Genomic DNA, 24,572 nt, shown 5'->3' with positions numbered 1-24,572 from the left:
CGCATGACCACCCCGCTCACCCAGGGCGACATCAGCGCCGAGATCCGCGAAGCGCGCGAGCAGTACGCCGGGCACCTCGCCGCGGGCGGTCCTGTCCGCCCGCACCCGGACCGGGCCTACGCCCCGTACCGCAGCAGTGTGCTGCGCCACCCGAAGCGGCCGCTGCTGCCCGCCGGCGACCCGGAGGCCGTCGAACTCACCGGTCCGGCCTTCGGCGTCACCGACATCACCGATCTGGACCACGACCTGACGCGTCAGCACCCGGGCGAGCCGCTCGGCGAGCGGATCACCGTCACCGGCCGGGTCCTGGACCGCTCCGGGCGGCCCGTGCGCGGACAGCTGGTCGAGATCTGGCAGGCCAACGCCTCGGGCCGGTACGCCCACCAGCGCGACCAGCACCCCGCACCCCTCGACCCCAACTTCACCGGTGTCGGGCGGTGCCTGACGGATGATCAGGGAGGGTACTCCTTCGTCACCGTCAGGCCGGGCGCCTATCCCTGGCGGAACCACACCAACGCCTGGCGTCCCGCGCACATCCACTTCTCGCTGTTCGGCTCCGCGTTCGCGCAACGCCTGATCACGCAGATGTACTTTCCCGGCGATCCGCTGTTCGCCTACGACCCGATCCTCCAGTCGGTCACCGACGACAGCGCCCGCAACCGTCTGGTCGCGACGTACGACCACGACCTGTCCGTCCCCGAGTGGTCGCTCGGCTACCGCTGGGACATCGTCCTCGACGGACCGTCCGCCACCTGGATCGAGGAGGGCCGCTGATGTCCCGTCCGACGCTTCGCGCACCCCGCGCCGATCCGGCCCCCACCCCGTCCCAGACGGTGGGCCCCTTCTACGGCTACGCGCTGCCGTTCGCGAAGGGCGGCGACATCGCGCCGACCGGCCACCCGGACACGATCACCCTGCACGGTCACGTCCTCGACGGGGCCGGGCAGCCGGTGCCCGACGCGATCGTCGAGGTGTGGCAGCCCGCCCCGGACGGCTCGCGCACCGGGGCGCCCGGATCGCTGCGCCGCGACCCGGTGACCGGTGCGGTCATCGGCCGCGACGGACTGGTGTTCACCGGCTTCGGCCGGGTGAGCACGGACGCCGACGGCCACTTCACCGTGCGGACCCTGCCGCCGGGAGGGGTGCCGTACCTGTCGCTGGCCGTCTTCGCCCGCGGGCTGCTGCACCATCTGTACACCCGGGCCTATCTGCACGACGCGAACAACCGCACGGCCGACGCCCTGCTCGCGCAGCTGCCGCCCGAGCGCCGGGCCACGCTGGTCACCGCGCCGGACGGGGCGGGCGTGCACCGCTTCGACATCCGTCTCCAGGGCGACGCGCAGCACGAGGAGACGGTCTTCCTTGACTTCGGCTGATTCCGCTGCCGCGGCTGATTGCGCCGCGGACGTCGGTCTGCTCACCCCGGTCGGGGCGGGTTGCGCCGTGGCGGGGCTGACGGGTGACGCGGCCTATGTCCGGGCCATGCTGGACGCCGAGGTGGCCCTCACCCGCGCCCAGGCGTCGATCGGTCTCGCCCCGGAACCGGCCGCGCGGGCCGTCGCGGCGGCGGCCGCGGTACGCGGCCGGTTCGACCCCCGCGACCTGGCGCTGCGGGCCCGCTCCGGCGGCAACCCGGTCATTCCGCTGGTCGCCGATCTCACGGCGGCCGTACGGGAGGTGGACACGGCGGCCGCGGTCCATGTGCACCGGGGCGCGACCAGTCAGGACATCCTCGACACCGCCACGATGCTGGTGGCGTCGAAGGCGCTGGAGGCGGTGCTCACGGATCTCGCCCGGGTCGCCGCGGCCCTCGGCCGGCTGGCCACCACCTACCGGGACACTCCGATGGCGGGCCGGACGCTGACCCAGCACGCGGTTCCGACGACCTTCGGTCTCAAGGCGGCGGGCTGGCGCGCGCTGGTCCTCGACGCCTACGACCGGCTCACCGCCGTCCGGTCCGCGCTCCCGGCCCAACTGGGCGGCGCCGCCGGCACCTTGGCCGCGTTCTCGGCGTTCGCCGAGGTTCGGGACGGTGCCGTCCCGACGGAGCGGTCCCAAAGCGGCGACGCACGGGACCTCGGGGTGCGGCTGCTCGCGGCCTACTCCGCCGAGACGGGGCTGGCGGAGCCCGTACTGCCGTGGCACGTGCTGCGCACGCCGGTCGCCGAACTCGGCGGATCCCTGGCCCTCGCGGCCGGCGCCCTCGGCAAGCTCGCCGCCGATGTGCTGGTGCTGTCGCGAACCGAGATCGGCGAGGTGTCCGAGGGCACCGGCGGCGGTTCCTCCGCCATGCCGCACAAGGCCAACCCGGCCCGTGCGACGCTGATCGCGGGCGCGGCGCGCCGGGTGCCGGCGCTGGCCGGCGTGCTGTACGGCTCGCTCGTCGCCGAGGACGAACGCCCGCCCGGTGCCTGGCACGCCGAGTGGCAGACGCTGCGCGACGCGCTGCGCACGGTCGGCGGAATGGCGGAGACCGCGGTGTCGCTCGCGGAGGGGCTCCGGGTCCATCCGGACCGCATGCGCGGCAACCTCGACGCCACACACGGACTGATCGTCACCGAACGTCTGGTCGCCTTCCTCGCGCCGCTGGCCGGACGGGCCGAGGCCCGAGCCGCGGTGACCCGCGCGGGCGAGCGGGCCGTCCTCGAACGGACCGGGCTGCTCGAAGCGCTGCGCGGCGAGCCGGACCTCGCGGGGCTCGTTCCCGAGGAACGGCTGCGTGCTCTCACCGATCCCACCGCCTACCCGGGTTCGGCCGGCGCGCTCGTCGACCGCGCGCTGGGCCGCAGCGGCCACGGGCGGCCGGCGCCGTGAGACCGGACACGCCCTCCCGCACCCCCGACCGGCACCAGCCCGTACAAGGAGCCTCATGACATCCCGCACCACCGCGGGCCTGCACCACCAGGTGGACGGCCCGCCTTCCGCACCGCCCCTCGTCCTCGGACCCTCGCTCGGCACCTCGCTCGCCGTATGGGACCCGCAGGTCGCCGGGCTGACCCGCAGCCACCGGGTGGTCCGCTGGGACCTGCCCGGACACGGCGGCACCCCGGCAGATCTGCTGCCTCCGGGCGGCGGCGTCCCCGACCTGGGGCGCGAGGTCCTCAGGGTCGCCGACGCGCTCGGGATCGACCGGTTCGCGTACGCGGGCATCTCGCTCGGCGGCGCCGTCGGAACCTGGCTCGCCGTCCACCACCCGGAACGGGTCACTTCGCTGGCGATCGTCTGTTCCTCGGCGCGTTTCGGCGAGCCGCAGGGCTGGCAGGACCGGGCCCGCACCGTCCGGACGTCCGGCATCGGACAGGTCGCCGACGGCTCGGCGGGCCGCTGGTTCACCCACGCGTTCGCCGGTGAGCCGGCCGCCCGGGCCCTCGTCGACACCATGCGCGCGACCGACCCCGAGGCTTACGCCGCGCTGTGCGAAGCGCTCGCCGCGTACGACCTCCGGGCCGGCCTGGGCCGGATCACGGCGCCCACCCTGGTGGTCGCCGGACGCGACGATCCGGCGACCCCGGTCGCCCACGCCCGGGAACTCGCGGACGGCATTCCCGGCGCCGGTCTGGTCGAGATCCCCGGCGCCGCCCACCTCGCCAACGTCGAGCGGCCCGACGCCGTACTGTCCGCACTGCTCGGGCACTTCGCTGCAAAGACCGCGGCCGGGTCGGACGACGGCACCCGCCACGCCGCCGGACTCTCCGTGCGCCGCACCGTGCTCGGCGAGACCCATGTGGACCGCGCGATCGCCCGTACCACCCCGTTCACCGCCGTCTTCCAGGACTTCATCACCCGCTACGCGTGGGGCGAGGTCTGGACCCGGCCCGGTCTCGACCACCGGACCCGTCGCTGTCTCACTCTCACCGCGCTGATCGCGCTGGGGCATCACGGCGAACTGGACATGCATCTGCGCGCCGCGCTCGGCAGCGGCGACCTGACGCCCGAGGAGGTCCAGGAGGTGCTGCTGCAGTCCGCCGTGTACTGCGGGGTGCCGGCCGCCAACTCCGCTTTCGCGCTCGCAGACCGGATCATCGCCGAGACCGCCGCCCCGAAGGAGAAGTAACCATGCACACCACTGTCGGAATCATCGGGGGCGGCCCGGCCGGGCTGCTGCTGTCCCGGCTCCTCCACCGGGCGGGCGTCGACTGCGTCGTCCTGGAGAGCCGCGACCGCGCGTACGTCGAACAGCGCCAGCGCGCCGGCATCCTGGAGCAGTCGACCGTCGACGCGCTGCGCGAGGCAGCGGCCGCCGAACGGCTGGACGCCGAGGGGCTGGTCCACGACGGCGTGGAGCTGCGCTGGGAGGGCCGGGCACACCGCATCGACTTCCCGTCGCTCACCGGTGGCCGCCAGGTGTGGGTGTACGCGCAGACCGAGGTCGTCAAGGACCTCATCGCCCTGCAAACGGCCGCCGGTGCCGCGCTGCACTTCGGTGCGGAGGTCCGCCTCGTCGAAGGCGCCGACACCGACCGCCCGACTGTCCACTACACCCACGAGGGCCGGGAGAAGACGCTGACGTGCGACTACGTCGTCGGCTGCGACGGCTTCCACGGGGTGACCCGGGCCGCCGTCCCCGAGGACGTGCAGCGCACGTACGAACGGGTCTATCCCTACTCCTGGTTCGGCATCCTGGCCGATGTCGCCCCGTCCTGCGACGAGTTGATCTACGCGCACTCGCCGCGCGGCTTCGCCCTGCACAGCATGCGCTCACCCGAGGTGAGCCGGCTGTACCTCCAGGTGCCCAACGGCACGGACCCGGCCGACTGGTCCGACGAGCGGATCTGGGACGAGCTGGACGCCCGGTTCGCCCTGGACGGCTGGAAGCTGGAGCGGGGCCCGATCACCTCCAAGAGCGTTCTGCCGATGCGGAGTTCGGTCACCGAGCCGATGCGGTACGGCCGAGTGTTCCTCGCCGGGGACGCCGCGCACATCGTGCCTCCCACCGGGGCCAAGGGGCTGAACCTGGCCGCCGCCGACGTCGTCGTCCTGGCCCGGGCGCTGATCCGGCGCCACGCGACGGGCTCGACGGACCTGCTCGACGCCTACTCCGACACGTGCCTGCGCCGTGTGTGGCGTGCCGAGCACTTCTCGTACTTCATGACGACGACGCTGCACACCGATCCGGACCAGAGCGAGTTCGACACCCGTCTGCAGATCTCCCAGCTGGACCGCGTCGCAGCGTCGCCGCACGCGGCGGCGGAACTCGCCATGAACTACGCGGGGTTGCCGCTGCCGTAAGCGGTCCGGCTTTGCCGATCCGGCCGACGCCCCGCCGAGCGCGCGGCCCAATGTGTCTGCGACGAGAGGGCGGGCGCGGCCACGGAGGTGCCCGCCGAAGCCGCCGGCAGTCGGGCCGGCGCCGCGATCAACTGGGCGGGTTCGGGGTGACGGAGTCGACCACGGCAAGCCAGGCATCGGCGATCAGCCTGTGCCCGAGGGGACTCGGATGGACCCCGTCCGGGGCCAGTTCGGCTGCCTCCCGCTCCTCGGCGGCACGGCGCAGGACGAGGTCCGCACGCACCACGTCGGCTCCGTTGCCCAGCGCGGCGCGCAGGACGGCGTCGGTACGGGGCGACAAGTCCTCGTACCAGTCCTCCTGGTCCGAGGTGACCGGGAGCAGAAATGGGGTGATGACGACCAGTCGGGCGGACAGGGTCCGTACGGTTTCCGCGAGGAGGCGGTCCAGGCATGTCTCGAACTCGTCGACCGGGCTGATGAGTCCCCGGTCGTAGCGCCGCCAGGTGTCATTGATGCCGATCTTGACCGTGACCACGGTGGGCCGGTGGTCGATGACGTCGGTGGTCCAGCGGGATTCGAGGTCGTACACACGATTGCCGTTGAGGCCCTTGTTGATGATCGCGGGGCCGGGTCCGGTGCCCGTCCGGGCGCGCAGGGTCTGCGCGATCTCGTGGACGTATCCGCTTCCGAGCGACGCGGAATCCGTGCGGTCGCGGCCCGCGTCGGTGATGGAGTCACCGATGAACAGGAGTGTGTCGGTTTCCTTGATGTGCATGTCTGCCGTCCTGGCGTCGGGTCGGTGGGCTGGGGGCCGCTCGTCGAGCAGGCCGCGTACGCGCGAGTCTGTCCCCGGGGGTCCACCTCCTTCCTCTTGACGATCCCCGTGCCGGTGGTTGCCGCGTGATGCACCGGTCGGACGCGCTGCGTGCGGCCGGCTACCCGGGGGTCCCCGGGTGTTGTGCCGCCGCGCGCCGCAGCGTCGCGGCCTCGCGTGCCAGCACGGCGGGGTCGTCGCCGGGTACGAACTCCAGGAGCGCGTCGAGCCGCGCTCCCCGCTCGTCCAGCAGGTCGAAGACCCCGGTCCACAGGTCCTCGCGATCCGCCAGCCGCAGTCGGCGATTGCCCGGCCACCACGAGAAGACGTGCACCGCGCCGACCCGGTCGCCGAGCTCGTCGAGCCCCGCCAGCGCCTCCTCGTCGGGAGCGTCGAGCGGCGGCTGCCAGTAGGTACGGAGATTGTCCGCGCCCACCTCGTCCAGCAGCCGGAGGGTCGAGGCGACGGTGTCGGTGAGGGTCTTCGAATGGAACTCCAGTCCGAGTTCCAACCCGTGGTCCGCGGCGATCCGGGCCGCCTCCCGCAGGCGGCCCGCGATCCCGCACCGGTCCTGCGGTGTGGCGTCCCGCGAACCGATTCCGCCCGCCCAGACCCGCACCCGCGGCGCCCCGAGGAGTACCGCGGCCCGGGCGACCGCCGGGAATCCGGCCGGCTCGCCGGGGACGGCGCGGAAGTACGAGCCGTACGAGCAGCAGGCCAGCCCGTACTTGTCGGATGCGTCACGGGCCGCGCGGACCGTGGCGGGCTCTTCCGGAGGCGCATGGACGTCCGCTCCCCACTCGATCACCTCCAGGCCCGCGTCCGCGGCGTGGCGCGCGACCTCGGCGGCGGGCAGCCGCCGGTAGGTGACCGAGCAGAGCCCCAGCCTGGTCATGGTGCCACCCGGCCCGGCCGGATGGCGGCCCGGAACGCGGTGCGCCGCACCATGCCTCGTCTCCTCATGCTCACGACGTCTCTTTCCTTCGGTCGCCTCGCGGCGGCTCTTCCGTGGTTCTTCCTGGGGCCCGTGCTCCTGGGCCGGCACGGTGGGAGGACGGCAAAACGGTCCGCCCGGGGCGGTCGGGCGGACCCACTCACCGGCGCCCCGTCACCGGTGGCCGCTCACCCTGCGTTCGGACCCACGTCCGCGCTCGTGAGGGGGTGCCGGAGGGCGGGCAGTGTCGAGTATTCGTCGGCGCCGATGTCCCGCGTGCTGCCGCGCGGGTCGCCGTCGATGTCGTCGGTCACGGCCGGGCTGCCCAGGGTGGCCGCGCCGATCGCCGGGCTTCCCGCCGACAGCCGCAGTACCCCGTCGGATCCCTGGCTGAGCCGGGGGTCCACCCGGGTGCAGCCGCCGGAAGGGATGTTGCCGTTGGACGCGGCCCCCCACACGATGTTGCTCTGCCAGGTGAAGCCGGTGGTCGTCCCCATCGCGACGAGGCTGCCGGAGTCACCGACGAACAGGTTGTCGGCGATGACAGCGTCCCGGGGCTCGTACGCCCGGGTCTCGCCCGAGAGCGTACCGGCGTTGCCGAGCAGGGAATTGTGCACGATCACCGCGCGGTCGCACGCGTCGTTGCCCCGCCTCTCCTCGGCCGTCTCGCCCGGGTTGTGGTCGCGGGTGGTGCCGCTGCCGATCACGAGGGCCCGGCCCGACAGTCCGCTGAGGTAGTTGTTGACGATCAGGTGATCGTTGCCGTAGAGGCGCAGACCGTCGGTGCCACCGATCAGGTAATTGCCCTCAACCGCGGAGTGGTTGCCGTGGCGCAGCACGATTCCGCCGCGGCTGTCGCGGATCGTGTTGTACCTGACGGTGTTGTCCGAGGACTTCACCGAGATGGTCTCGGGGTCGCCGTCGCAACGCTCGAACAGGTTGTACTCCACGACCGCGTGGGCGCTGGACAGCGCCCGGCCGCTGACGCCGAGCCGGATCGGCTCACCGCCGTTGTCACCGGTGAAGCTGTGGTCGGAGAAGTGGTTCTTGAAGATGTGGAGGTTCTGGGCCATTGCGGTCGAGCCGGGGCCGTCGACCACGATGAAGATGCCGGCGGTGGTCTTGTCGTGGAAGTGGTTCCGGTCGATCTTCGAGTCGCTCGCCCGCACGACGACCCAGTAGAGGCCGTCGATGTCGGCGAACTGGAAGTCGTTTCGGGTCAACCGGATGGTCGAGCAGTTCGCCGGGAGTTCCATCGTGGTGCTCTGCCGGAAGGCGAAGCCACTGACGGTGATGTTGCTGGAGCTGTCGAAGACGAAGCTGCGTTCGCCTCGCAGCACGGCACCGCCGCGGGTTTTCGAGACGATGGTGATCGGCGCGGCGCTCGTGCCGTTCTTCCCCGAGACGTTGATCGCGCCCCCCGACGGGACGGTGTAGGTACCGTCGGCCAGAACGATCCGGTCGCCGGGTGCGGCGCCGTTGATCGCGCTCTGGAGTTCGGCCAGTGAGCCGACCGGCGTGTCGACCGCCGATGCGCTGCCCGACAGCGTGGTGGTGAGGGGCACGGCGGCAAGCGCTGCCACCGCGGTGCTTCTGAGGAACGTGCGTCGTTGCATGGTGCCTCCTGTGGCGACAAGAACGTACCGTGGCCGGGCCGTACAGCCCCTGCGGCTGGACGCGTCGGGTGACCGGCGGTGGGGACAGCCGGAGGCGGACCGGGCCGGCTGTCCCCGCTCGTGGGCGTGCTCAGCGAGCGTAGGGGCCGACGTCGGCCGGGGTCAGCGGCCTGCGCCTGGGCGGCCTGTTCGCGTACTCGTCGGCGCCCACGTCCCGGGCCCGCCCGCGCGGGTCCCCGTCGATGTCGTGGGTGACGGGCGGCCACCTGAGCGTGCCCGCGTCGATCACCGGGCTGTCCGGGGCCGGCCGGGCGATGCCGTCCGGGCCTGTGAGCAGCTTCGGGTCGATACGGGTGTAGCCACCGGCCGGGATGTTGCCGTCGGCGGCCGCACCCCACAGGATGTTGCCGGACCAGGTGAAACGTACCGTGTTCGCCATCGCGACCAGTTCACCCGAGTCCGCGACGAGCAGGTTGTCGGCGACGGTCACGTCCCGCGGCTCGTGGGGGCGTTGGCTCTCCCCGGAGAGCGTCTGCCCGTTGTTCAGCAGGGTGTTGTACGCGATGACGACCCGGTCGGGTGCGTCGTTGCCGCGGCGCTCGGCGGCCGGCTCTCCGGGAACGTGGTCGCGCTCCGAACCGCTGCCGATCACCAGGGCCCGCCCGGACAGTCCGGCGAGGTAGTTGTTGACGATCAGGTGGTCGTTGCCGTAGATCCGCAGACCTTCCGTGCCGCTGACGAGATGGTTGCCGTCCACCCGGTTGCGGTTGCCGTGCCGCAGGACGATCCCGCCGAAGCTGTCGCGGATGGTGTTGTACCGGATGACGTTGTCCGAGCTCTTGACGGAAATCGCCTCCGGGTCGCCGTTGGCCCGCTCGAACAGGTTGTACTCCACGACCGCGTGGGCGCTGGACAGCGCCCGGGGGCTGACGCCGAGCCGGATCGGCTCACCGCCGTTGTCACCGGTGAAACTGTGGTCGGAGAAGTAGTTCCTGTGGATGTGGACGCGCTGGGCCATCTCCTCCGTGCCCGCGCCCTCGACACCGAGGTAGATGCCGAGCGTGGACTTGCCGTGGAAGTGGTTGTGGTCGATCTCGCTGTCGTCCGCACGCACCATCACCCAGTGCAGGCCCTCGATGTCGGCGAGCTGGAAGTCGTTGCGGGTGAGCCTGATGTGCGAGCAGCTCTCGGGGATCTCCAGGGTGCTGCTCTGGCGGAAGGAGAAGCCGCTGACGGTGACGTGGCTGGACTCGTCGAAGACGAAGCTGTGTCCGCCGTCGAGGACGACGCCGCCGCGGGACCGGGCGACGATGGTCACGGGCGCACGTTCGGTGCCCTGCTTGTTCCGGATGGTGAGGGGCCGGTCCGGCGGGACGGTGTACCTGCCGTCGGCCACGACGATCCGGTCGCCGGGCAGGGCCTGGTCGATCGCGGCCTGGAGCTGGTCGAGCGAGTCGACGGCGGCCGGGGCCGCCGTCGCGCTCGCGGTCAGGAGACCGCCGGCAGGGGCAGCGACCAGCGCTGCCCCTGCCGCGGTACCCATCAGGAACGTGCGGCGTTGCATGGTGCCTCCGTGAGTGAGGTGGTGGACCGGGGCCGGAACCTGTCTCAGCCCTCGGCCCGGCCGTCCGGTGTGTCCAGGTACAGCTCGATGACGGGCACGGGGGTGTCGGGGCGCTGGACGGGGATCTGGAGCGTGAGCGTTCCGGCGGGCTGCCCGCCCATCTCGGTGTTGACCGCGGGCCGGTCCGCGTCGATATGGACCTGGGTGATCTCGGACGCGTCGTTGAGCAACTGCGCGTAACGCACCCGGCCGGCGAGCCCCGGCAGGTGCAGATGGCGCAACGGCCAGGCGAACAGGTGGACGTAGAGGCGGTCGCCGCGCTGGGTGTACCGGCACTCGGTCGGGGCGGTGTACGGGGACGGGCCGCAGCCCCGGACCGACCGCTCGTGCAGGTCCATCCACCGGCCGATTTCCCCGAGGACGGCGACGGCGCGCGGGTCGAGGTCGCCGCGGCCGGTGGGGCCGACGTTGAGGAGCAGGTTGCCGCCCTTGGACACCCCGTCGACGAGCATACGGATCAGCAGGTCGGCGCTCTTGTGGTCGAGGTTGTCGCGGTCGTAGCCCCAGCTTCCGTTGAGCGTCTGGCACGCCTCCCACCGCACGGGCCGCCCGTCCTCGGTCATGGGGCCGGAGGGCTGGTACTGCTCGGGGGTGACGAAGTCGCCGGGGATACCTGTCCTGTCGTTGACGAGGACGTGCGGCTGGAGTTCGCGGATCGTCTCCAGGAGCTTCGGTGAGTCCCAGTCGTCCGGGCCCTTGCCGCCCCACCAACTGCGGCCCGCGTAGGAGAAGTCGAAGAACAGGTAGTCGACGCGTCCGAAGGACGTCAGCAGTTCACGGACCTGGCCGTGCAGATAGCGCTGGTAGTCGCGGATGTCGCGGTCGGCGGTCGCCGCCTTGAACTCCTCGTCGTCGCGCTGCGGATGGGTGCCGTCCACGGGAAAGGACGGGTGGTGCCAGTCGATGAGGGAGTAGTAGAGGCCGACCTTGAGGCCTTCGGCGCGGCACGCCTCGACGAACGGGCCGACGAGGTCGCGGCCGTGCGGGGTGTTGGTGACCTTGTAGTCGGTGAGGGCGCTGTCCCACAGGCAGAAGCCGTCGTGGTGCTTGGCGGTGAGAACGACGTACCGCATGCCCGCCGCTCTGGCCGCTCTTGCCCACTGGGCCGGGTCGTAGCGGTCGGGGTCGAAGTGGTCGAAGTAGACCTGGTACTGCTCGTCGGTCAGTTTCTCGCGGTTCTTGACCCACTCGTGCCGTGCGGCGAGGGAGTACAGGCCCCAGTGGATGAACATGCCGAACCGGTCGGTGGTGAACCACGTCGTGTCCGGGGTCACCGGGGGAGCCGTGGTCGCGGCGGGGACGGACGGGTACGCCGCGGGGGTGTCAGCGCTCGGGGTCATGGGGCATCGCTCCTGGTGGTCGGCGTCCGGTGGCGTGTCCGGTGCGCTGTCGGCGCACCGATCGGACACGACCGGAGGGGCTGGTTGGGCGGTGGGGCGTTCCGTAGGCCCCCGGCCCTTGCGGGACCGACGGTCGGCCGGTTTGCCGGATCAGCCCTTCAGGGCGCCGGAGGACAGGCCGTGGACGAAGGAACGCTGGAAGAACAGGAAGACGATCACGGAGGGGAGCAGGGCCAGCAGGGCGGCGGCCATCACCACTCCGGGGGTGACGGCGGGGTCGATCCGCAGGGTTCGCAGCGCCAGCGGGAGCGTGTAGGAGGAGGAGTCGGTGGAGACGAGGAGGGGCAGCAGGTACTGGTCCCAGATCATGGTGAAGCCGAAGACTCCGATGACCCCGAGCGCGGGCTTGCACATCGGCAGGATGATCTGCGCGAAGATGCGCAGGTCGCCGGCGCCGTCGATACGAGCGGCCTCTTCGAGTTCCCGGGGCACGTCCTTCATGAACTCGGTCATCACCAGGATGGAGAATCCCCAGGCGCCCAAGGGGACGATCATCCCGGCCAGGGTGCCGATGAGGTTGAAGTGGACGACCGGCAGGTCGGAGAGGATCAGGGACAGCGGAAGGGCCAGGATCTCCTCGGGCAGCATCAGCGTTGCCAGGATGGCGACGAGCGCCAGCGTCATCCCGGGGAAGACCTTCCTGGCCAGCGCGTATCCGGCCAGGACGGAGACGGCCACCTGGAGCAGCAGCCCGAAGCCGACCACGAAGAACGAGTTGAGCAGGTATCTGAGCACGCCCTGGTCGAAGGCGATCCGGAAGTTGTCCAGGGTGGCGCCCGAGGGGATGACGCTCAGCTGTGTCGGGTCCTTGACGTGGCTGAAGGCGCTGACCAGCAGGGCCAGCAGGGGCCCGGCGAAGACGATCAGAACCAGCAGGTAGGTGACGGCCTTCAGGATCCGTCCACCCGGGCTCCTGCTCTCGGTCAGGCCCAGCGCGGTCTCGTTCGGCGCGTTCACTTGCTCTCCCTCCGTCGCAACAGGTGGACGACGACGGTCAGGGTCAGCGTCGCGACGAACAGCAGGACGGCTCCCGCGGCGCCTACGCCGAGTCGGTTCTGTTCCAGACCGAGCTTGTAGATCAGGGTCATCACGACCTCGGTGGAGCCGTCGGGTCCACCGTTGGTGAGCAGGAACACCTCGGTGAACACGCGCAGTCCGCGGATCGCGGCGAGGATGAACAGGATGGAGAACACCGACCGCAGTCCCGGCACTGTCACGTGCCATACCCGCTGCAGCCTGGAGGCGCCGTCGACCTTCGCTGCCTCGTACAGGCCCCGGTCCACGCTCGTGAGCCCGGCGAGGAAGATCATCATGTCGTAGGGGGCGCCCCGCCAGATGCCGGTGAGCATGATGGAGGACATCGACGTGTCGGGGTCGTTGATGAATCCCGAGGGACCGATCCCCACCATGCCGAGGAGGGAGTTGAGCATGCCGTCCTCGGTCGGGTGGTACATGATCCGCCACAGTTCGGCGACGACCGCGATCGGCACCACCACCGGCAGGAACGCCGCGGAGCGTACGAATCCGAGGCGGCGGCCCTGCCCTTCCATGAGCAGCGCGAGTACCAGGCCGAGAGCCATCGAGCCGGCGGTCTGCCCGGCGGCGAGGACGACGGTGTGCCAGGCGGCCTCGCGGAAGCCGTCGGACTGGAGCACCGTGGAGTAGTTCTCGGTGCCGACCCACCTGTTTCCGAGGTAGGGCTGGACGTCCTGGAAGGACATGGTCAGCGCGCTGGCCATGGGGATGAACTTGAAGTACAGGAAGAGGAGCAGGGCCGGGGCCAGGAACAGCCATGGCGTCCACCATCGGCCCGCCCGGCGGTTGTGTCCGCGGCGGCCGGCGGCACCGCCGCCGGCCGGGCGGCCCGGGGTCCGGGCGGCGGGACCGGCCGCCGGGAGGGCGGCCGGATCCGCCTGGTCAAGACTCATGACGCGGCGATTCCCTGTTCCTTGAGGATGTCGGCGAGCTGCTTGTCGAGCTCGCCCAGCTTGGTCTTGATGTCCAGGTCGCAGTCGGCCATCAGCGCGTTGACGGTCTCCGCGGTCGTCTGTCGCACCGGGGTCCAGTTCGGGATGGACGGCGCATACCGCCCGGAGTTCTGGTACACCTCGGCGTAGGTCGCCCAGCGGGGGTCGGGGCGGACCTCGGAGATGTTCACCGTCTTGTTGACGGGCAGTTGTACGGTGAACGCGGTGTCGCCCTGCATCCCGGTCTTCTGGCCCTCGGCCGAGATGGCGAAGTCGGCGAAGGCGTCCTGGCCCACCTGGTTCCCGGAGCCCGCCATCAGGTAGACGGAGTTGCCCTCGGCAAGCACGGTGGCGTCCTTCGGGCCCTTGGGCATCGGCACGACCTCGTACTTGTCCTTGCCGAGTGTCTCGTCGAAGCGAGGCAGCAGGTACGGGCCGACGACGAACATGCCGGTCCGGCCCGCCTCGAACGTCTCGTTCGTGGGCGGGGTGTCCATGGTCACGGCACCGGGCTGGATCGCCTTGTCCTTGCAGCCGAGGTCACGGAACCACTGCACGGCCTCGATCGATTCCTTCGTGGTCATCGCGGGCTTGTACGTGCCGTGCCCGGTCTCGGTGATGAAGTCCCCGCCCGCGGCCCAGAGGAAGTTGGAGAAGTACCAGGAGGCGTATCCGCGCTTGGTGGACAGCGGCGCGGCGAGGCCGAAGGTGTTCTTCTTGCCGTCACCGTCGGGGTCCTTGGTGGTGAAGGCCGAGGCCATCGCGGTGAAGTCGTCCCAGTTCTGCGGGACCTTCAGCTTCAGCTTCTCCCGCCAGTCCTTGCGGATGAGCAGCGCGGACGCCTGCGCCGAGTACGGCAGTCCGAACTGCTTGCCGTCCACGCTCTTGCCGGAGTCCAGCCCCCGGCCCACGACCTCCTTGCTGTTCTTGATCTTGTCCAGGTCGATCTCCCGGAGCAGGCCCTGGCTGTGCATGGCGCCGAGTTGCGTCACGTCGTTCATGACGATGTCGGGGAGGTTCTTCTGCGCGGCCCGCTGCTGCAGCTTGGTCTCGAAGTCGTCGAAGATGGCTGTGACCTCGACTTTGTACCCCGTGGCCTTCTCGAAGGCGGCAGCGAGCCCGCGCGTGCCCTGCTCTCCCGGTCCGCCGGGGGTCGTCCTGACCCATAGTTCGAGCGGTGCCTTGGAGTCCTGCTTGGCATCCACTCCCGCAGGCCCGGATGTACAGCTGGTGAGGACCAGTGCCGAAGCGAGGAAACCCGCACCGATCCACCGCGATCTCTGCATGACAACTCCTGTTCTCGCGGCATCACAGCCGACCTGGAAAGCGCTTGCAGCGGACGCTAACCGGGGTCTGAATCCGCGGTCAATAGTCCGATGAATACAAAAAATCTCGCGACGGCTCACGGGAGTCCTGGCGGAGCCACCTCCGCACGCCACCCCAGCGGTCCGACGCCTCACGAGGGGAACTGCCGGCCCGAGGTATTGCCTGATGGGGCAACAGTTCAGCCGTTCAAGGAGCCGACCGGCCGACTCCGCGGCAGCCCCACCCGCTCGCGACAGCCATCGGCGCGGCAGGCACGAAGCAACTAAGCTTAGGTTAAAGGTATTTCCAGTCATCCGATGTATCGTGCTGTCTGTGCGCCGATCAAGGCACTGAACAAGCCACGCCAATCTCCGACATCCGGTCAGACACTTCCCCACACGCCCGAGCAGGCGTCGCGGGTCGAGTCGCTGACGGCCCGTGACCGAAAGAGCTGAGGAGCGCGACGTACATGAACGAGCACGCACCCGGACCGACAGCACTGCTGGTCATGGAGGAAGAACGCAGGGCAGACGTCTATCCCCGCGAGGTTCTCGCCGGAATCGACCGGCTCGTGCACCGGCCGGGTCCACCCCTCACACGGCAACAGCTCGACGAGGATCCCGACGTGCTGCGACGGATCGACGTCCTGCTCACGGGCTGGGGCGCGCCCGTACTCGATGCCTCCCTCCTGGAGCGTGCCCCTCGGTTGCGGGCCGTCCTCGTCGCGGCGGGTTCCGTGCGGCATCTGACCACACCCGAATTCTGGGCACGCGGCATTCCGATCGTCTCCGCGGCCGCGGCCAACGCCGTCCCGGTGGCGGAGTTCGCTCTCGCCCAGGTCCTCCTCGGGCTGAAGCAGGTACACCGCATCACCAGGGACGTGGCGAGCAGCCGTCGTTTCCCGCACAATCCCGAGGTTCCGGGTGCCTACCGGTCACGCGTGGGGCTGATGGGACTCGGGCACATCGGCCGCCTCGTCGCGGACCACCTCAGCCGATTCGACATAGAACTCCTCGCCACGGACCCCATCGCCTCCGCGGACACCGCCCGGCGAACGGGCGTCCGGCTCGTCGGCATCGAGGAGCTCTTCGCCACCTGTCACGTCGTCAGCCTCCATGCCCCGCTCCTGCCTGAGACCCGCGGCGTGATCGGGTCACGGCTGCTGAACTCCCTGGGGCCGGGCGCGACGCTGATCAACACCGCGCGCGGCGCGCTCATCGACGAGAGAGCCGCGGCGGAGGTCCTGCACGCCAGACCCGACCTCACCGCTGTACTCGATGTCACGCACCCGGAGCCGCCCTCCCCCGACTCGCCGCTGTTCGCCCTGCCCAACGTCGTCCTGACACCCCACCTCGGCGGCGCTCTCGGGGCCGAACGCCACCGTCTCGGACAACTGGTGCTCGACGAACTCCGCCGTTTCGTACGGGGCGAGCCGCTCCAGTACGCCATCGACCCCGCCCTCGCCGCGTCCCTGGCCTGACGTCGCGGACGCCGGAGAACCCGGGTGGGGGCAACGGCAGGTGGCGGGCGCGCGGGGACCGGCCCCGGGACGGCCGCGCACGACGCGGCCCGTCCCCGGTTCGGCTCTCCCCGGGTCGTCCCCGAGCGGGTGGCGGGTGACGATGGCCGGTGACAGAACTGAGGGACGGGTACGGCGGGCGACATGAAGCATGGTGAGGGGCAGAACGCCGGGATTCCCGGCCGGCTGGACCGCAGGCTCTTCCTCGCTGCGGCAGCGGGCGGGGCACTGGCCGGCGGCGCGGCGTTGACCGGCTGCCACTCCTCCGCGACCGGGGGGACCACCGGCACCGGGTCCACCCCGCCCGGCACCGGCCGCCCCACCGGCCAGGGGGACAGCGCCCGGGCGGGAGACGCCGACTGGCGGATCCGTTCGATGGGACCGCCCGAGGCCATCGAGGGCTACACCGACAAGGTGAGCGTGTTGCCGGGTGAGGAGTTCGGCTTGTACGTCTCCACCACCGCCCCGGCATTCCGGGTCTCGGCCTACCGCGTCGGCTGGTACGACGGGGCGCAGGCGCGACTTGTCTGGCGTTCGCACCGTGTTGCCGGGTCGGTCCAGGCCCGCCCCCGGCTGCTCCAGGTCACCCGTACCGTACGGGCGGACTGGCGACGCACACTCCACGTCCGCACCAGCGGGTGGCCGGAGGGGGCGTACCTGCTGCGGCTGGACTCGGAGAACGGCCACCAGCGATACGTTCCACTGATCGTCCGCTCGGCAAGCGCGGCGGGCAGGATCGTGCTGATGCACGCCGTGGCGACGTGGCAGGCGTACAACGAATGGGGCGGCTACAGCCTTTACCAGGGCGAGAACGGCGCATACAGCACGCGGTCGCTCGCCGTCAGCTTCGACCGCCCTTATGACCGCAACGGCGCCGAGAAGTTCATGGTCTACGAACGGGCGGCGGTGGTCCTGGCGGAGCGGCTGGGCATCCCGCTCGCCTACACCACGGGCACGGACATCCATCGCGACCCCGGCATTCTCCACAACGCCGCCGGAGCTCTCTCCCTGGGACACGACGAGTACTGGACACCGGAGCAACGGGCCTACGTCACCCGGGCGCGCGACGCGGGCACCAACGTGGCCTTCCTCGGCGCCAACGCCTGCTACCGCAGGATCAGGCTGGAGCCGGACGCCACCGGCGCCGACCGCACTGTCGTCTGTTACAAGACGGATTACCGGAACGACCCGTACCTCGCCAAACACACGGACATGCCGACCAACGACTTCCGCCGGCCGCCCGGCGCCTCCCCCGAGTCCTCCCTGACCGGTGTCCTCTACGAGGGCTATCCCGTGGACGCCCCGTATGTCGTCGACCGGAGCGACCACTGGCTCTTCGAGGGGACGGGCGTGAAGCGAGGCGACTCCTTCGACCACCTGGTCGGGGTGGAGTACGACCGGGTCACTCCGGGCATGCCCACCCCGGCCCCGCTCGAAATCATCGCCCACTCCCCTCTCGTCTGCGCGGGCAAATACAGTCATGCCGACTCCGCCTACTACACCGTGCCGAGCGGAGCGGGTGTCTTCGCCTCCGGGACGATGCGGTGGGTCGAGGCCCTGATGGCGGGCAGCCGCGAGAACGGACGGAACCACGGCATGGACGCCCGTACGGGGGCTTTCGTCACCCGCGCCACGGAGAATCTGCTCCACGCGTTCGCGGCGGGCCCGTGCGGCCGGAGCAAGCCGAAGCCCAGGGACAATGCGAGGGAGGTGTACGCGTCCGCACCACGCTGACGCCATGGATATCGCACCTGTCGGTGAACACCGTTTGCCACAGGCGCGGTCGGGCCGGACGTCCCAGGGGCGTCGAACCGCTGTTGACACGGGCCGAGGGCCGCTGCGATCTTGTGATCGCCGCGCGGTTCGGGCCGGGTGGCCCTTTTCCGGACCTGGACCTGGAGCAGACGTGGGCGACGACATACCGGCGTACGCAATCCGGGAAGATCTTCCCGGCCCGCTCCCGGGCCCTCTGGTCGGGGTCGGCCGGCTGGCGGCGCGGCTCGGCTCGCCGGGGCTGGTGGTCCTCGACGCCTCCGTGGGCACGCACCGCGGCTCCGGGCAGCGGATTCCGGGAGCGCGGCCCTTCGACATCGACGGGGCGCTCTCCGACCACACGGGGCCGCTGCCCCACACGATGCCCGACGCCGACCGGTTCACCGACGAGCTGCGCGCCCTCGGCGTCCACGACTCCGACACCGTCGTCGTCTACGACTGCGTGGGCGTCTACTCCAGCGCGCGTGCCTGGTGGATGCTGCGCGCGATGGGCTTCGACCGGGCAGCGGTGCTCGACGGCGGCCTGCCCGCCTGGGCCGAGGCCGGACGGCCGCTGGAGAACAACCTGCCCGCGCCCGCCGTGGCACGTGGCGACTTCATCGCTCGGCCGCGCCCGGGGCTGATCGTCGGCAGCGACGAGGTGGTCGCGGCCCTGGCCGACCCGGCAGCCGCCGTCTTCGACGCCCGCTCCGCGGAGCGGTTCTCCGGCGCGGTCGCCGAGCCGCGTCCGGGGCTGCGCGCCGGCCATATGCCGGGGGCGGTCAATCTGCCCTTCGGTGAACTCCAGCGCGACGGCCGGATGCTCCCGGCAAACGAGCTGCGCGCCGCGTTCGGCGCCCTCGCAGAGGAACAGGAGCGGCTGTTCTTCAGCTGCGGATCGGGCGTCACCGCCTGCGTTCTGACGCTGGGGGCCGAGCTGGCGGGGTACCGCAAACTGGCCGTGTACGACGGGTCCTGGAGCGAATGGGGGCTGCCCTCGGAGCTGCCCGTCGTGACCGGGGCGAAGAGCGGCGGACCGCTGCGCTGACGCTGTCGGCCGCGTCCTGCGGGCTCCGGCACCGTACCCGCAGTGTCCGCCCCGCTCCCCACACCCCTCTCGCCGAGGTCAGCCGCCGTACGCCCTGCTCGCCGTCGCGCGCGGCGCCCCGACGGCCCTCGTCGCACGGCCGGCGAGCGGCGCCCGCATCACCCGCCTCGCCAAATGTTGTCGAAGGCCGCCTTGTCGAGGGCGCGCCGTTGCCGTTGGAACTCCAGGTCCCTCAACGCGTCATCGACGGCGGCGAGCACCGTCGCCACCGCGTCGTCGGCCACGCCCCGGGGGGCACCGATCGGCTTGTCGCGGATTCCGACGGCCGCGGCAAGGGCGGCGAGAACGGGTTCATCGGACATCCAGCGGTCGGCCGCCTCGCGGCGAGCGGAGGTGTCGGCCAACACCATCCGACTGGACCGGGAAGGCGTCCAGTGCGTGTGCCGTTGCCGGGTGAGTTGCCCTTCCGCCTCCAGGGCATCCAGATAGGCCGTGGCCAGACCGCGCCCCCTGCGCCACAGCCAGTCGTCGAGCGACTCGTACGGCGCTTCCCGGACAAGCGACGACGCGGCCTCGTCCAACAAACGGTCAGCCATGGCCGGCGGGTGGCTCGGCACGATCTGATCGCCGTCCAGCCTGATGGCCTCCGCGCCCAGGAGGTCGATCAGTTCACCGCCCGCGAGCGCCAGTGACAGATCGCCTCTGTCCACCGGATGTCTGGTCGACATGTCCATGGCGGCGATCAGGAGGTCCCTCGGTGTGGTCATGAATGACTCCACGCGTCAAGGGCATCAGCGGCGATGCGTCACTGAGCGGTTGGCCCGGCGCCCTGCATGACACCGAGTGGCAAGGCCGGCTGTCCGTATCGGTGGCCCCGCTGTTGCCGCACGGATCGGCTGTGCGTAACCGACGGGAGTGAAGCTCGGCCGACCGACCCCTCACACCAGCATATGGAGCACGGACGGCAGCTGCATCCCGCGCCGATCGCCGCGGAGCGTGGGCGGCCCCCTGTTCGCCAAGCCCGGACGAGGCCGACGCCGTCGTGCGGGCGGCACGCCGACTGCTGGACGACGCGCCGGGCGGGGTCGCCGACCGGACCTTCCTGCCCTTGGACGCGCTCGCCCATTCGGTCCCGCCAGAAGTGCTGCCGGGCCATGGCGTGCGCACACTGGACGCGTCCCGGAAGCCTCGTCGGCGCTGCTGACACCGAAGCTGAACCGGGGCCATGCTGACGCCCGGGCCACTCGGCAGACATCCGGCGCCGATGCCGCCGCCTCTCCGGACCGTTGGAACGCACGGGGCGGCCGGCTGCCTTCGCTGCCGGCGGTCGCAGTCCCGCGGGTTCCGGGTTGCCGACGCTGTCGGGCACGGTGCCCGAGGCGCTCGTACGACGCGACAAGGAGCTGGCCCACGATGGATGAGAAGCCGGCGAAGCGCATAGCTGCATTCATCGAACCGTTACGGGTCGAGCCCGGTTCCAGGGTGGATCTTGCCAAGGACTTCGACGCCCGCTACAAGGCCCGTTCCCTGACGAAGAAGCACGGCGTGGAGCTGCTCGGCGCCACTACCGCACTGCTGGCCGACCATCAGGCGCGGCTGGCCGCTCAGGACACGTACGGTGTGCTCGTCTGCCTTCAGGCACTGGACGCCGGTGGCAAGGACGGAACGATCCGTCATGTCATGAGCGGGGTCAATCCGCAGGGCGTCAAGGTGAGCAGCTTCAAGGTGCCGTCCGCCGAGGAACTCGGCCACGACTACTTGTGGCGGTACGCCCGCCGCTTGCCCGCCCGCGGTGAGATCGGGATCTTCAACCGTTCCCATTACGAGGAAGTCCTCGTGGTGAGGGTGCACCCCGAGAACCTTGATCGCCAGCGGCTGCCTCCGTCGGCGAAGGCCGAGAGTGTCTGGGACCGCCGCTTCCGGGAGATCAACGACTGGGAGCACTACTTGTCCGACAACGGGTTCAAGGTGGTGAAGATCTTCCTGAACGTGTCGAAGGAAGAGCAGCGGAAGCGCTTCCTGAAGCGGATCGACGTGCCGGAGAAGAACTGGAAGTTCTCGGCCTCGGACGTCCGGGAGCGCCGGTACTGGGACGACTATCAGCGAGCGTTCTCCGAGATGCTCTCGGCCACCAGCACACGCTGGGCCCCGTGGTACGTGATACCCGCGGACCGGAAGTGGTTCGCGCGCTTGTGTGCGGGGGCCGTGCTCGTGCACACGCTGATCGACATCGCTCCGCAGTACCCGACGGTCGGTGCCAGGAAGCGAAAGGAACTGCTCGACGTCAGGCGCCAACTGGAGGACGAGTGGTCACCGTCGCTCTCGTCGGGCCGGCCATCACCGTCGGTCTCCTCCTGATCGAACCGGGTACGTCGCACTTCGGCAGCCCGGCCATCGGCTCCTCGATCGCGTTCACCTCGTGCGCGCTGTGCCTGATCGTGGCGGCGTTCAAGTGCCGCAGTGAGACCCACTCCGCACTGACGCCGGACACGTTCGACAGCAAGCAGACGAACTGGGCCCCCTGGGAGAGCTCGCGCTCGCGGTGCTGGTCACCCAGATGGACGCGTTCCGTCGGATGCCGGGAACCGCCCAGCTCGATCTCCGGCAGTTCGCCTGGGCACTCCTCCCCGCCATCGGGCTGCTGGTGCTCCAGGAACTCGGCAAACTCTCGGCCCGGCGCTCACGCCGCACAAGGTCACCCCGATGAACGCGGCGCGCGGACGGTATCGGCGCATACGTGTTGCCCAGAACCGGCCACGCCGCCACGTCACGGGCCCAGCAGAGAACTCACCCTCTTCACCGCACAGATGGAGACATGACATGACCACTACTTCGGACTCGGCCCGCACGCTCACCGACGAGGAGGCAGCCTCCCTCGACGCCCACTGGCGCGCAGCGAACTACCTCGCGGCCGGGCAGATCTACCTCGTGGCGAATCCGTTGCTGGCAGAGCCTGTGCGCGCCGAGCAGATCAAGCCTCGGCTGCTCGGCCACTGGGGCACTTCCCCCGGCCTGAATCTCGTCTACACCCATCTCAACCGGATCATCAAGAACCGGTCCCAGGAGGTGCTCTGCATCTGGGGCCCCGGGCACGGTGGTCCGGCGGTGCTGGCCAACTCCTGGCTGGAGGGCACCTACACGCAGACGTATCCGGACGTCACCCGGGACGCCGAGGGCATGGCTCTGCTGTTCCGACAGTTCTCCTTCCCCGGCGGCGTGCCCAGCCACGTCGCGCCGCAGACTCCCGGCTCCATTCACGAGGGCGGCGAGCTGGGCTACTCGCTCTCCCACGCCTATGGGGCCGCGCTGGACAACCCGGCCCTGCTGGTCGCCTGTGTGATCGGCGACGGTGAGGCGGAGACCGGCCCGCTGGCCACCTCCTGGCACGGCAACAAGTTCCTCGACCCCGTCCATGACGGGGCGGTGCTCCCCATCCTGCATCTGAACGGCTACAAGATCGCCAACCCCACCGTGCTTGCCCGGCTGCCCGAGGGCGAACTCGACCAGCTGATGCGCGGACTGGGGCACGAACCACTCCACGTCACCGGCGACGACCCCGCAGCCGTGCACCGTGCCATGGCCGCCGCCATGGACACCGCCGTGGACAAGATCCGCGCCATCCAGCAGGCCGCACGCCACGACGGAGAGCGCAGTCGCCCGCGCTGGCCGGTGATCGTGTTGCGCACACCGAAGGGCTGGACCGGACCCGTCGAGGTCGACGGCCTGCCGGTGGAGGGCACATGGCGCGCCCATCAGGTCCCGCTCCCCGCCGTACGGGACAACCCGGAGCACCTCTCGCAGCTGGAAGACTGGCTGCGTTCCTACCGCCCCGAGGAACTCTTCGACCCCACCGGACGTCCCACCGAACAGGTACTGGCCTGTGTACCGGAGGGTGACCGCCGGCTCGGAGCCACCTCCCATGCCAACGGTGGCCGACTGCTGCGCACCCTGCCGGTACCGCCGCTGGAGCAGCACGCGGTCCCCGTCCACAAGCCCGGGACCGTCCGGCACGAACCCACCCGGGTCCTGGGCGGGCTGCTGGAGCGCATCATGTCGGACACCGCGCAGCGCCGGGACTTCCGCCTGTTCGGCCCCGACGAGACTGCCTCCAACCGGCTTCAGGCCGTCTACGGTGCCACCGGCAAGGCCTGGCAGGAGCAGACGCTGCCCACCGACGAGAACCTGGCGCGGGACGGCCGGGTGATGGAAATCCTCTCCGAGCACACCTGCCAGGGCTGGTTGGAGGGGTACCTGCTCACCGGCCGCCACGGCCTGTTCTCGTGCTACGAGGCGTTCGTCCACATCGTCGATTCCATGGTCAACCAGCACATCAAGTGGCTGCACACAGCTCGTCAGTTGCCCTGGCGTGCGCCGATCGCCTCGTTGAACTACCTGCTCACGTCGCATGTGTGGCGCCAGGACCACAACGGCTTCTCGCACCAGGACCCCGGATTCATCGACCACGTTCTCAACAAGAGCCCCGAGGTGGTCCGCGTCTATCTTCCTCCGGACGCGAACACGCTGCTCTCCGTCGCCGAGCACGTGCTGCACAGTCGCGACTACGTCAACGTCGTCGTCGCCGGCAAGCAGCCGTCCTTCGACTGGCTCGACATCGACCAGGCACGTGCCCACTGCGCACGCGGCGCCGGCATCTGGGAATGGGCCGGCACCGAGAACGGTGATCGCGAACCCGACGTCGTTCTGGCCTGTGCCGGTGACGTCCCCACCCAGGAGGTGCTGGCCGCGGCCGACCTGCTCCGGCGCCACCTGCCGGACCTGGTGTTCCGTGTGGTCAACGTCGTGGACCTGACCCGGCTGATGCCCGCCACGGAGCATCCTCACGGCATGCCCGACGCCGAGTTCGACGCGGTCTTCACCACGTCCCGGCCGGTGATCTTCGCCTATCACGGCTACCCGTGGCTGATCCACCGGCTCGCCTACCGCCGGGCCGTCCACCCGCACCTGCACGTACGGGGTTACAAGGAGTCGGGCACCACCACCACGCCGTTCGACATGGTGGTCCGCAACGACCTGGACCGCTACCGACTGGTCATGGACGTCATCGACCGGGTTCCCCACCTCGGCGCCCGGGCCGCAGCGACACGGGAGGCCATGGCGGACGTCCGCAATCGCCACCATGACTGGATCCGCGAGCACGGCGACGACCTGCCCGAGGTCGCCAACTGGGCCTGGTCGTCGTGACGCCTTGAACCGGCTTCCCTCCCCGTTCGAGTCAGCCGTACATGAGCGCGGCACCACCGCGGACACCAACAGATCGGTCTTGCTGGGGAAATGCCGGTAGATGCTGGGGCCCGAAGCGCCGATGTCCTCGGTGCTGACGGAACAACCCGGCCCGCAGTACTC

Annotated in this window: 20 protein-coding genes; 11 read left to right on the top strand and 9 right to left on the bottom strand. The window is 70.5% G+C overall.

What is annotated here, in order from left to right; genetic code table 11:
- Positions 1 to 3 precede the first annotated feature (3 nt).
- The 5 genes from pcaH to ACFVV1_RS22885 are packed head-to-tail and all read left to right on the top strand — an operon-like array spanning position 4 to position 5,229.
- Positions 4 to 774: a protocatechuate 3,4-dioxygenase subunit beta gene (pcaH, locus tag ACFVV1_RS22905; RefSeq protein ID WP_389992082.1), complete on the top strand. Its 771-nt coding sequence runs from the start codon at positions 4 to 6 to the stop codon at positions 772 to 774.
- On the top strand, positions 774 to 1,376 hold the full coding sequence (pcaG, locus tag ACFVV1_RS22900; RefSeq protein WP_389992079.1) for a protocatechuate 3,4-dioxygenase subunit alpha: 603 nt from the start codon (positions 774 to 776) through the stop codon (positions 1,374 to 1,376). Before pcaH ends, pcaG begins: the two co-directional genes overlap by 1 nt.
- Positions 1,363 to 2,814 carry a 3-carboxy-cis,cis-muconate cycloisomerase gene (pcaB, locus tag ACFVV1_RS22895; protein WP_389992076.1) on the top strand — a complete coding sequence of 484 codons (1,452 nt, stop codon included), beginning with the start codon at positions 1,363 to 1,365 and terminating at the stop codon, positions 2,812 to 2,814. Before pcaG ends, pcaB begins: the two co-directional genes overlap by 14 nt.
- A 55-nt stretch (positions 2,815 to 2,869) precedes the next feature.
- Positions 2,870 to 4,054, top strand: a complete 1,185-nt coding sequence (gene pcaD, locus ACFVV1_RS22890) for a 3-oxoadipate enol-lactonase (RefSeq protein ID WP_389992074.1) — start codon at positions 2,870 to 2,872, stop codon at positions 4,052 to 4,054.
- Positions 4,055 to 4,056: 2 nt separating this feature from the next.
- On the top strand, positions 4,057 to 5,229 hold the full coding sequence (locus ACFVV1_RS22885) for a 4-hydroxybenzoate 3-monooxygenase (protein WP_389992071.1): 1,173 nt from the start codon (positions 4,057 to 4,059) through the stop codon (positions 5,227 to 5,229).
- A 127-nt stretch (positions 5,230 to 5,356) separates the two neighbouring features.
- On the opposite strand, the gene ACFVV1_RS22880 is transcribed toward ACFVV1_RS22885, so the two are convergent.
- The 8 genes from ACFVV1_RS22880 to ACFVV1_RS22845 form a co-directional block, all read right to left on the bottom strand.
- A complete protein-coding gene (locus ACFVV1_RS22880; RefSeq protein ID WP_389992068.1) occupies positions 5,357 to 6,004 on the bottom strand; it encodes a GDSL-type esterase/lipase family protein in 648 nt (215 codons plus the stop codon).
- 160 nt (positions 6,005 to 6,164) lie between these two features.
- Positions 6,165 to 6,938: a sugar phosphate isomerase/epimerase family protein gene (locus tag ACFVV1_RS22875; RefSeq protein WP_389992065.1), complete on the bottom strand. Its 774-nt coding sequence runs from the start codon at positions 6,936 to 6,938 to the stop codon at positions 6,165 to 6,167.
- A gap of 227 nt (positions 6,939 to 7,165) precedes the next feature.
- On the bottom strand, positions 7,166 to 8,593 hold the full coding sequence (locus ACFVV1_RS22870) for a chondroitinase-B domain-containing protein (protein WP_389992063.1): 1,428 nt from the start codon (positions 8,591 to 8,593) through the stop codon (positions 7,166 to 7,168).
- A gap of 130 nt (positions 8,594 to 8,723) precedes the next feature.
- Complete coding sequence (locus tag ACFVV1_RS22865; protein ID WP_389992060.1) at positions 8,724 to 10,157, bottom strand: polysaccharide lyase 6 family protein; 1,434 nt, start codon at positions 10,155 to 10,157, stop codon at positions 8,724 to 8,726.
- Positions 10,158 to 10,201: 44 nt separating this feature from the next.
- Positions 10,202 to 11,557: an alpha-L-fucosidase gene (locus ACFVV1_RS22860; RefSeq protein WP_389992057.1), complete on the bottom strand. Its 1,356-nt coding sequence runs from the start codon at positions 11,555 to 11,557 to the stop codon at positions 10,202 to 10,204.
- A gap of 150 nt (positions 11,558 to 11,707) precedes the next feature.
- Positions 11,708 to 12,574 carry a carbohydrate ABC transporter permease gene (locus ACFVV1_RS22855; protein WP_389992055.1) on the bottom strand — a complete coding sequence of 289 codons (867 nt, stop codon included), beginning with the start codon at positions 12,572 to 12,574 and terminating at the stop codon, positions 11,708 to 11,710.
- Positions 12,571 to 13,545 (bottom strand): carbohydrate ABC transporter permease, encoded by a 975-nt coding sequence (locus tag ACFVV1_RS22850; RefSeq protein ID WP_389992052.1) that lies wholly within the window; start codon positions 13,543 to 13,545, stop codon positions 12,571 to 12,573. Before ACFVV1_RS22850 ends, ACFVV1_RS22855 begins: the two co-directional genes overlap by 4 nt.
- Positions 13,542 to 14,870, bottom strand: coding sequence for an extracellular solute-binding protein (locus ACFVV1_RS22845; protein WP_389992049.1), 1,329 nt, complete (start codon positions 14,868 to 14,870; stop codon positions 13,542 to 13,544). The genes ACFVV1_RS22850 and ACFVV1_RS22845 overlap by 4 nt, the downstream gene beginning before the upstream one ends.
- Positions 14,871 to 15,358: 488 nt before the next feature.
- Between ACFVV1_RS22845 and ACFVV1_RS22840 the strand changes: the two genes are divergently transcribed.
- From ACFVV1_RS22840 to ACFVV1_RS22830, 3 genes are all read left to right on the top strand, one after another.
- Positions 15,359 to 16,369, top strand: coding sequence for a hydroxyacid dehydrogenase (locus ACFVV1_RS22840; protein WP_389992046.1), 1,011 nt, complete (start codon positions 15,359 to 15,361; stop codon positions 16,367 to 16,369).
- 183 nt (positions 16,370 to 16,552) lie between these two features.
- Positions 16,553 to 18,142, top strand: coding sequence for a N,N-dimethylformamidase beta subunit family domain-containing protein (locus ACFVV1_RS22835; protein WP_389992043.1), 1,590 nt, complete (start codon positions 16,553 to 16,555; stop codon positions 18,140 to 18,142).
- A 172-nt stretch (positions 18,143 to 18,314) separates the two neighbouring features.
- Positions 18,315 to 19,208 carry a sulfurtransferase gene (locus ACFVV1_RS22830; protein WP_389992041.1) on the top strand — a complete coding sequence of 298 codons (894 nt, stop codon included), beginning with the start codon at positions 18,315 to 18,317 and terminating at the stop codon, positions 19,206 to 19,208.
- A gap of 158 nt (positions 19,209 to 19,366) precedes the next feature.
- On the opposite strand, the gene ACFVV1_RS22825 is transcribed toward ACFVV1_RS22830, so the two are convergent.
- Complete coding sequence (locus ACFVV1_RS22825; protein ID WP_389992038.1) at positions 19,367 to 19,975, bottom strand: GPP34 family phosphoprotein; 609 nt, start codon at positions 19,973 to 19,975, stop codon at positions 19,367 to 19,369.
- 646 nt (positions 19,976 to 20,621) lie between these two features.
- On the opposite strand from ACFVV1_RS22825, the gene ACFVV1_RS22820 reads away from it, so the two are divergent.
- From ACFVV1_RS22820 to ACFVV1_RS22810, 3 genes are all read left to right on the top strand, one after another.
- A complete protein-coding gene (locus ACFVV1_RS22820; protein ID WP_389992035.1) occupies positions 20,622 to 21,566 on the top strand; it encodes a polyphosphate kinase 2 family protein in 945 nt (314 codons plus the stop codon).
- A 184-nt stretch (positions 21,567 to 21,750) separates the two neighbouring features.
- The gene (locus ACFVV1_RS22815) at positions 21,751 to 21,915 is read left to right on the top strand and encodes a hypothetical protein (protein ID WP_389992033.1); all 165 of its coding nucleotides are present in this window, start codon (positions 21,751 to 21,753) and stop codon (positions 21,913 to 21,915) included.
- A 113-nt stretch (positions 21,916 to 22,028) separates the two neighbouring features.
- The gene (locus ACFVV1_RS22810; protein WP_389992030.1) at positions 22,029 to 24,410 is read left to right on the top strand and encodes a phosphoketolase; all 2,382 of its coding nucleotides are present in this window, start codon (positions 22,029 to 22,031) and stop codon (positions 24,408 to 24,410) included.
- Positions 24,411 to 24,572 lie beyond the last annotated feature (162 nt).

Origin of the sequence: Streptomyces sp. NPDC058092 (genome assembly GCF_042884935.1) — a bacterium.
Lineage (GTDB): Bacteria > Actinomycetota > Actinomycetes > Streptomycetales > Streptomycetaceae > Streptomyces.
Note: the sequence above shows the minus strand (reverse complement) of the source record. Positions and strands in the feature narration are given on the sequence as shown.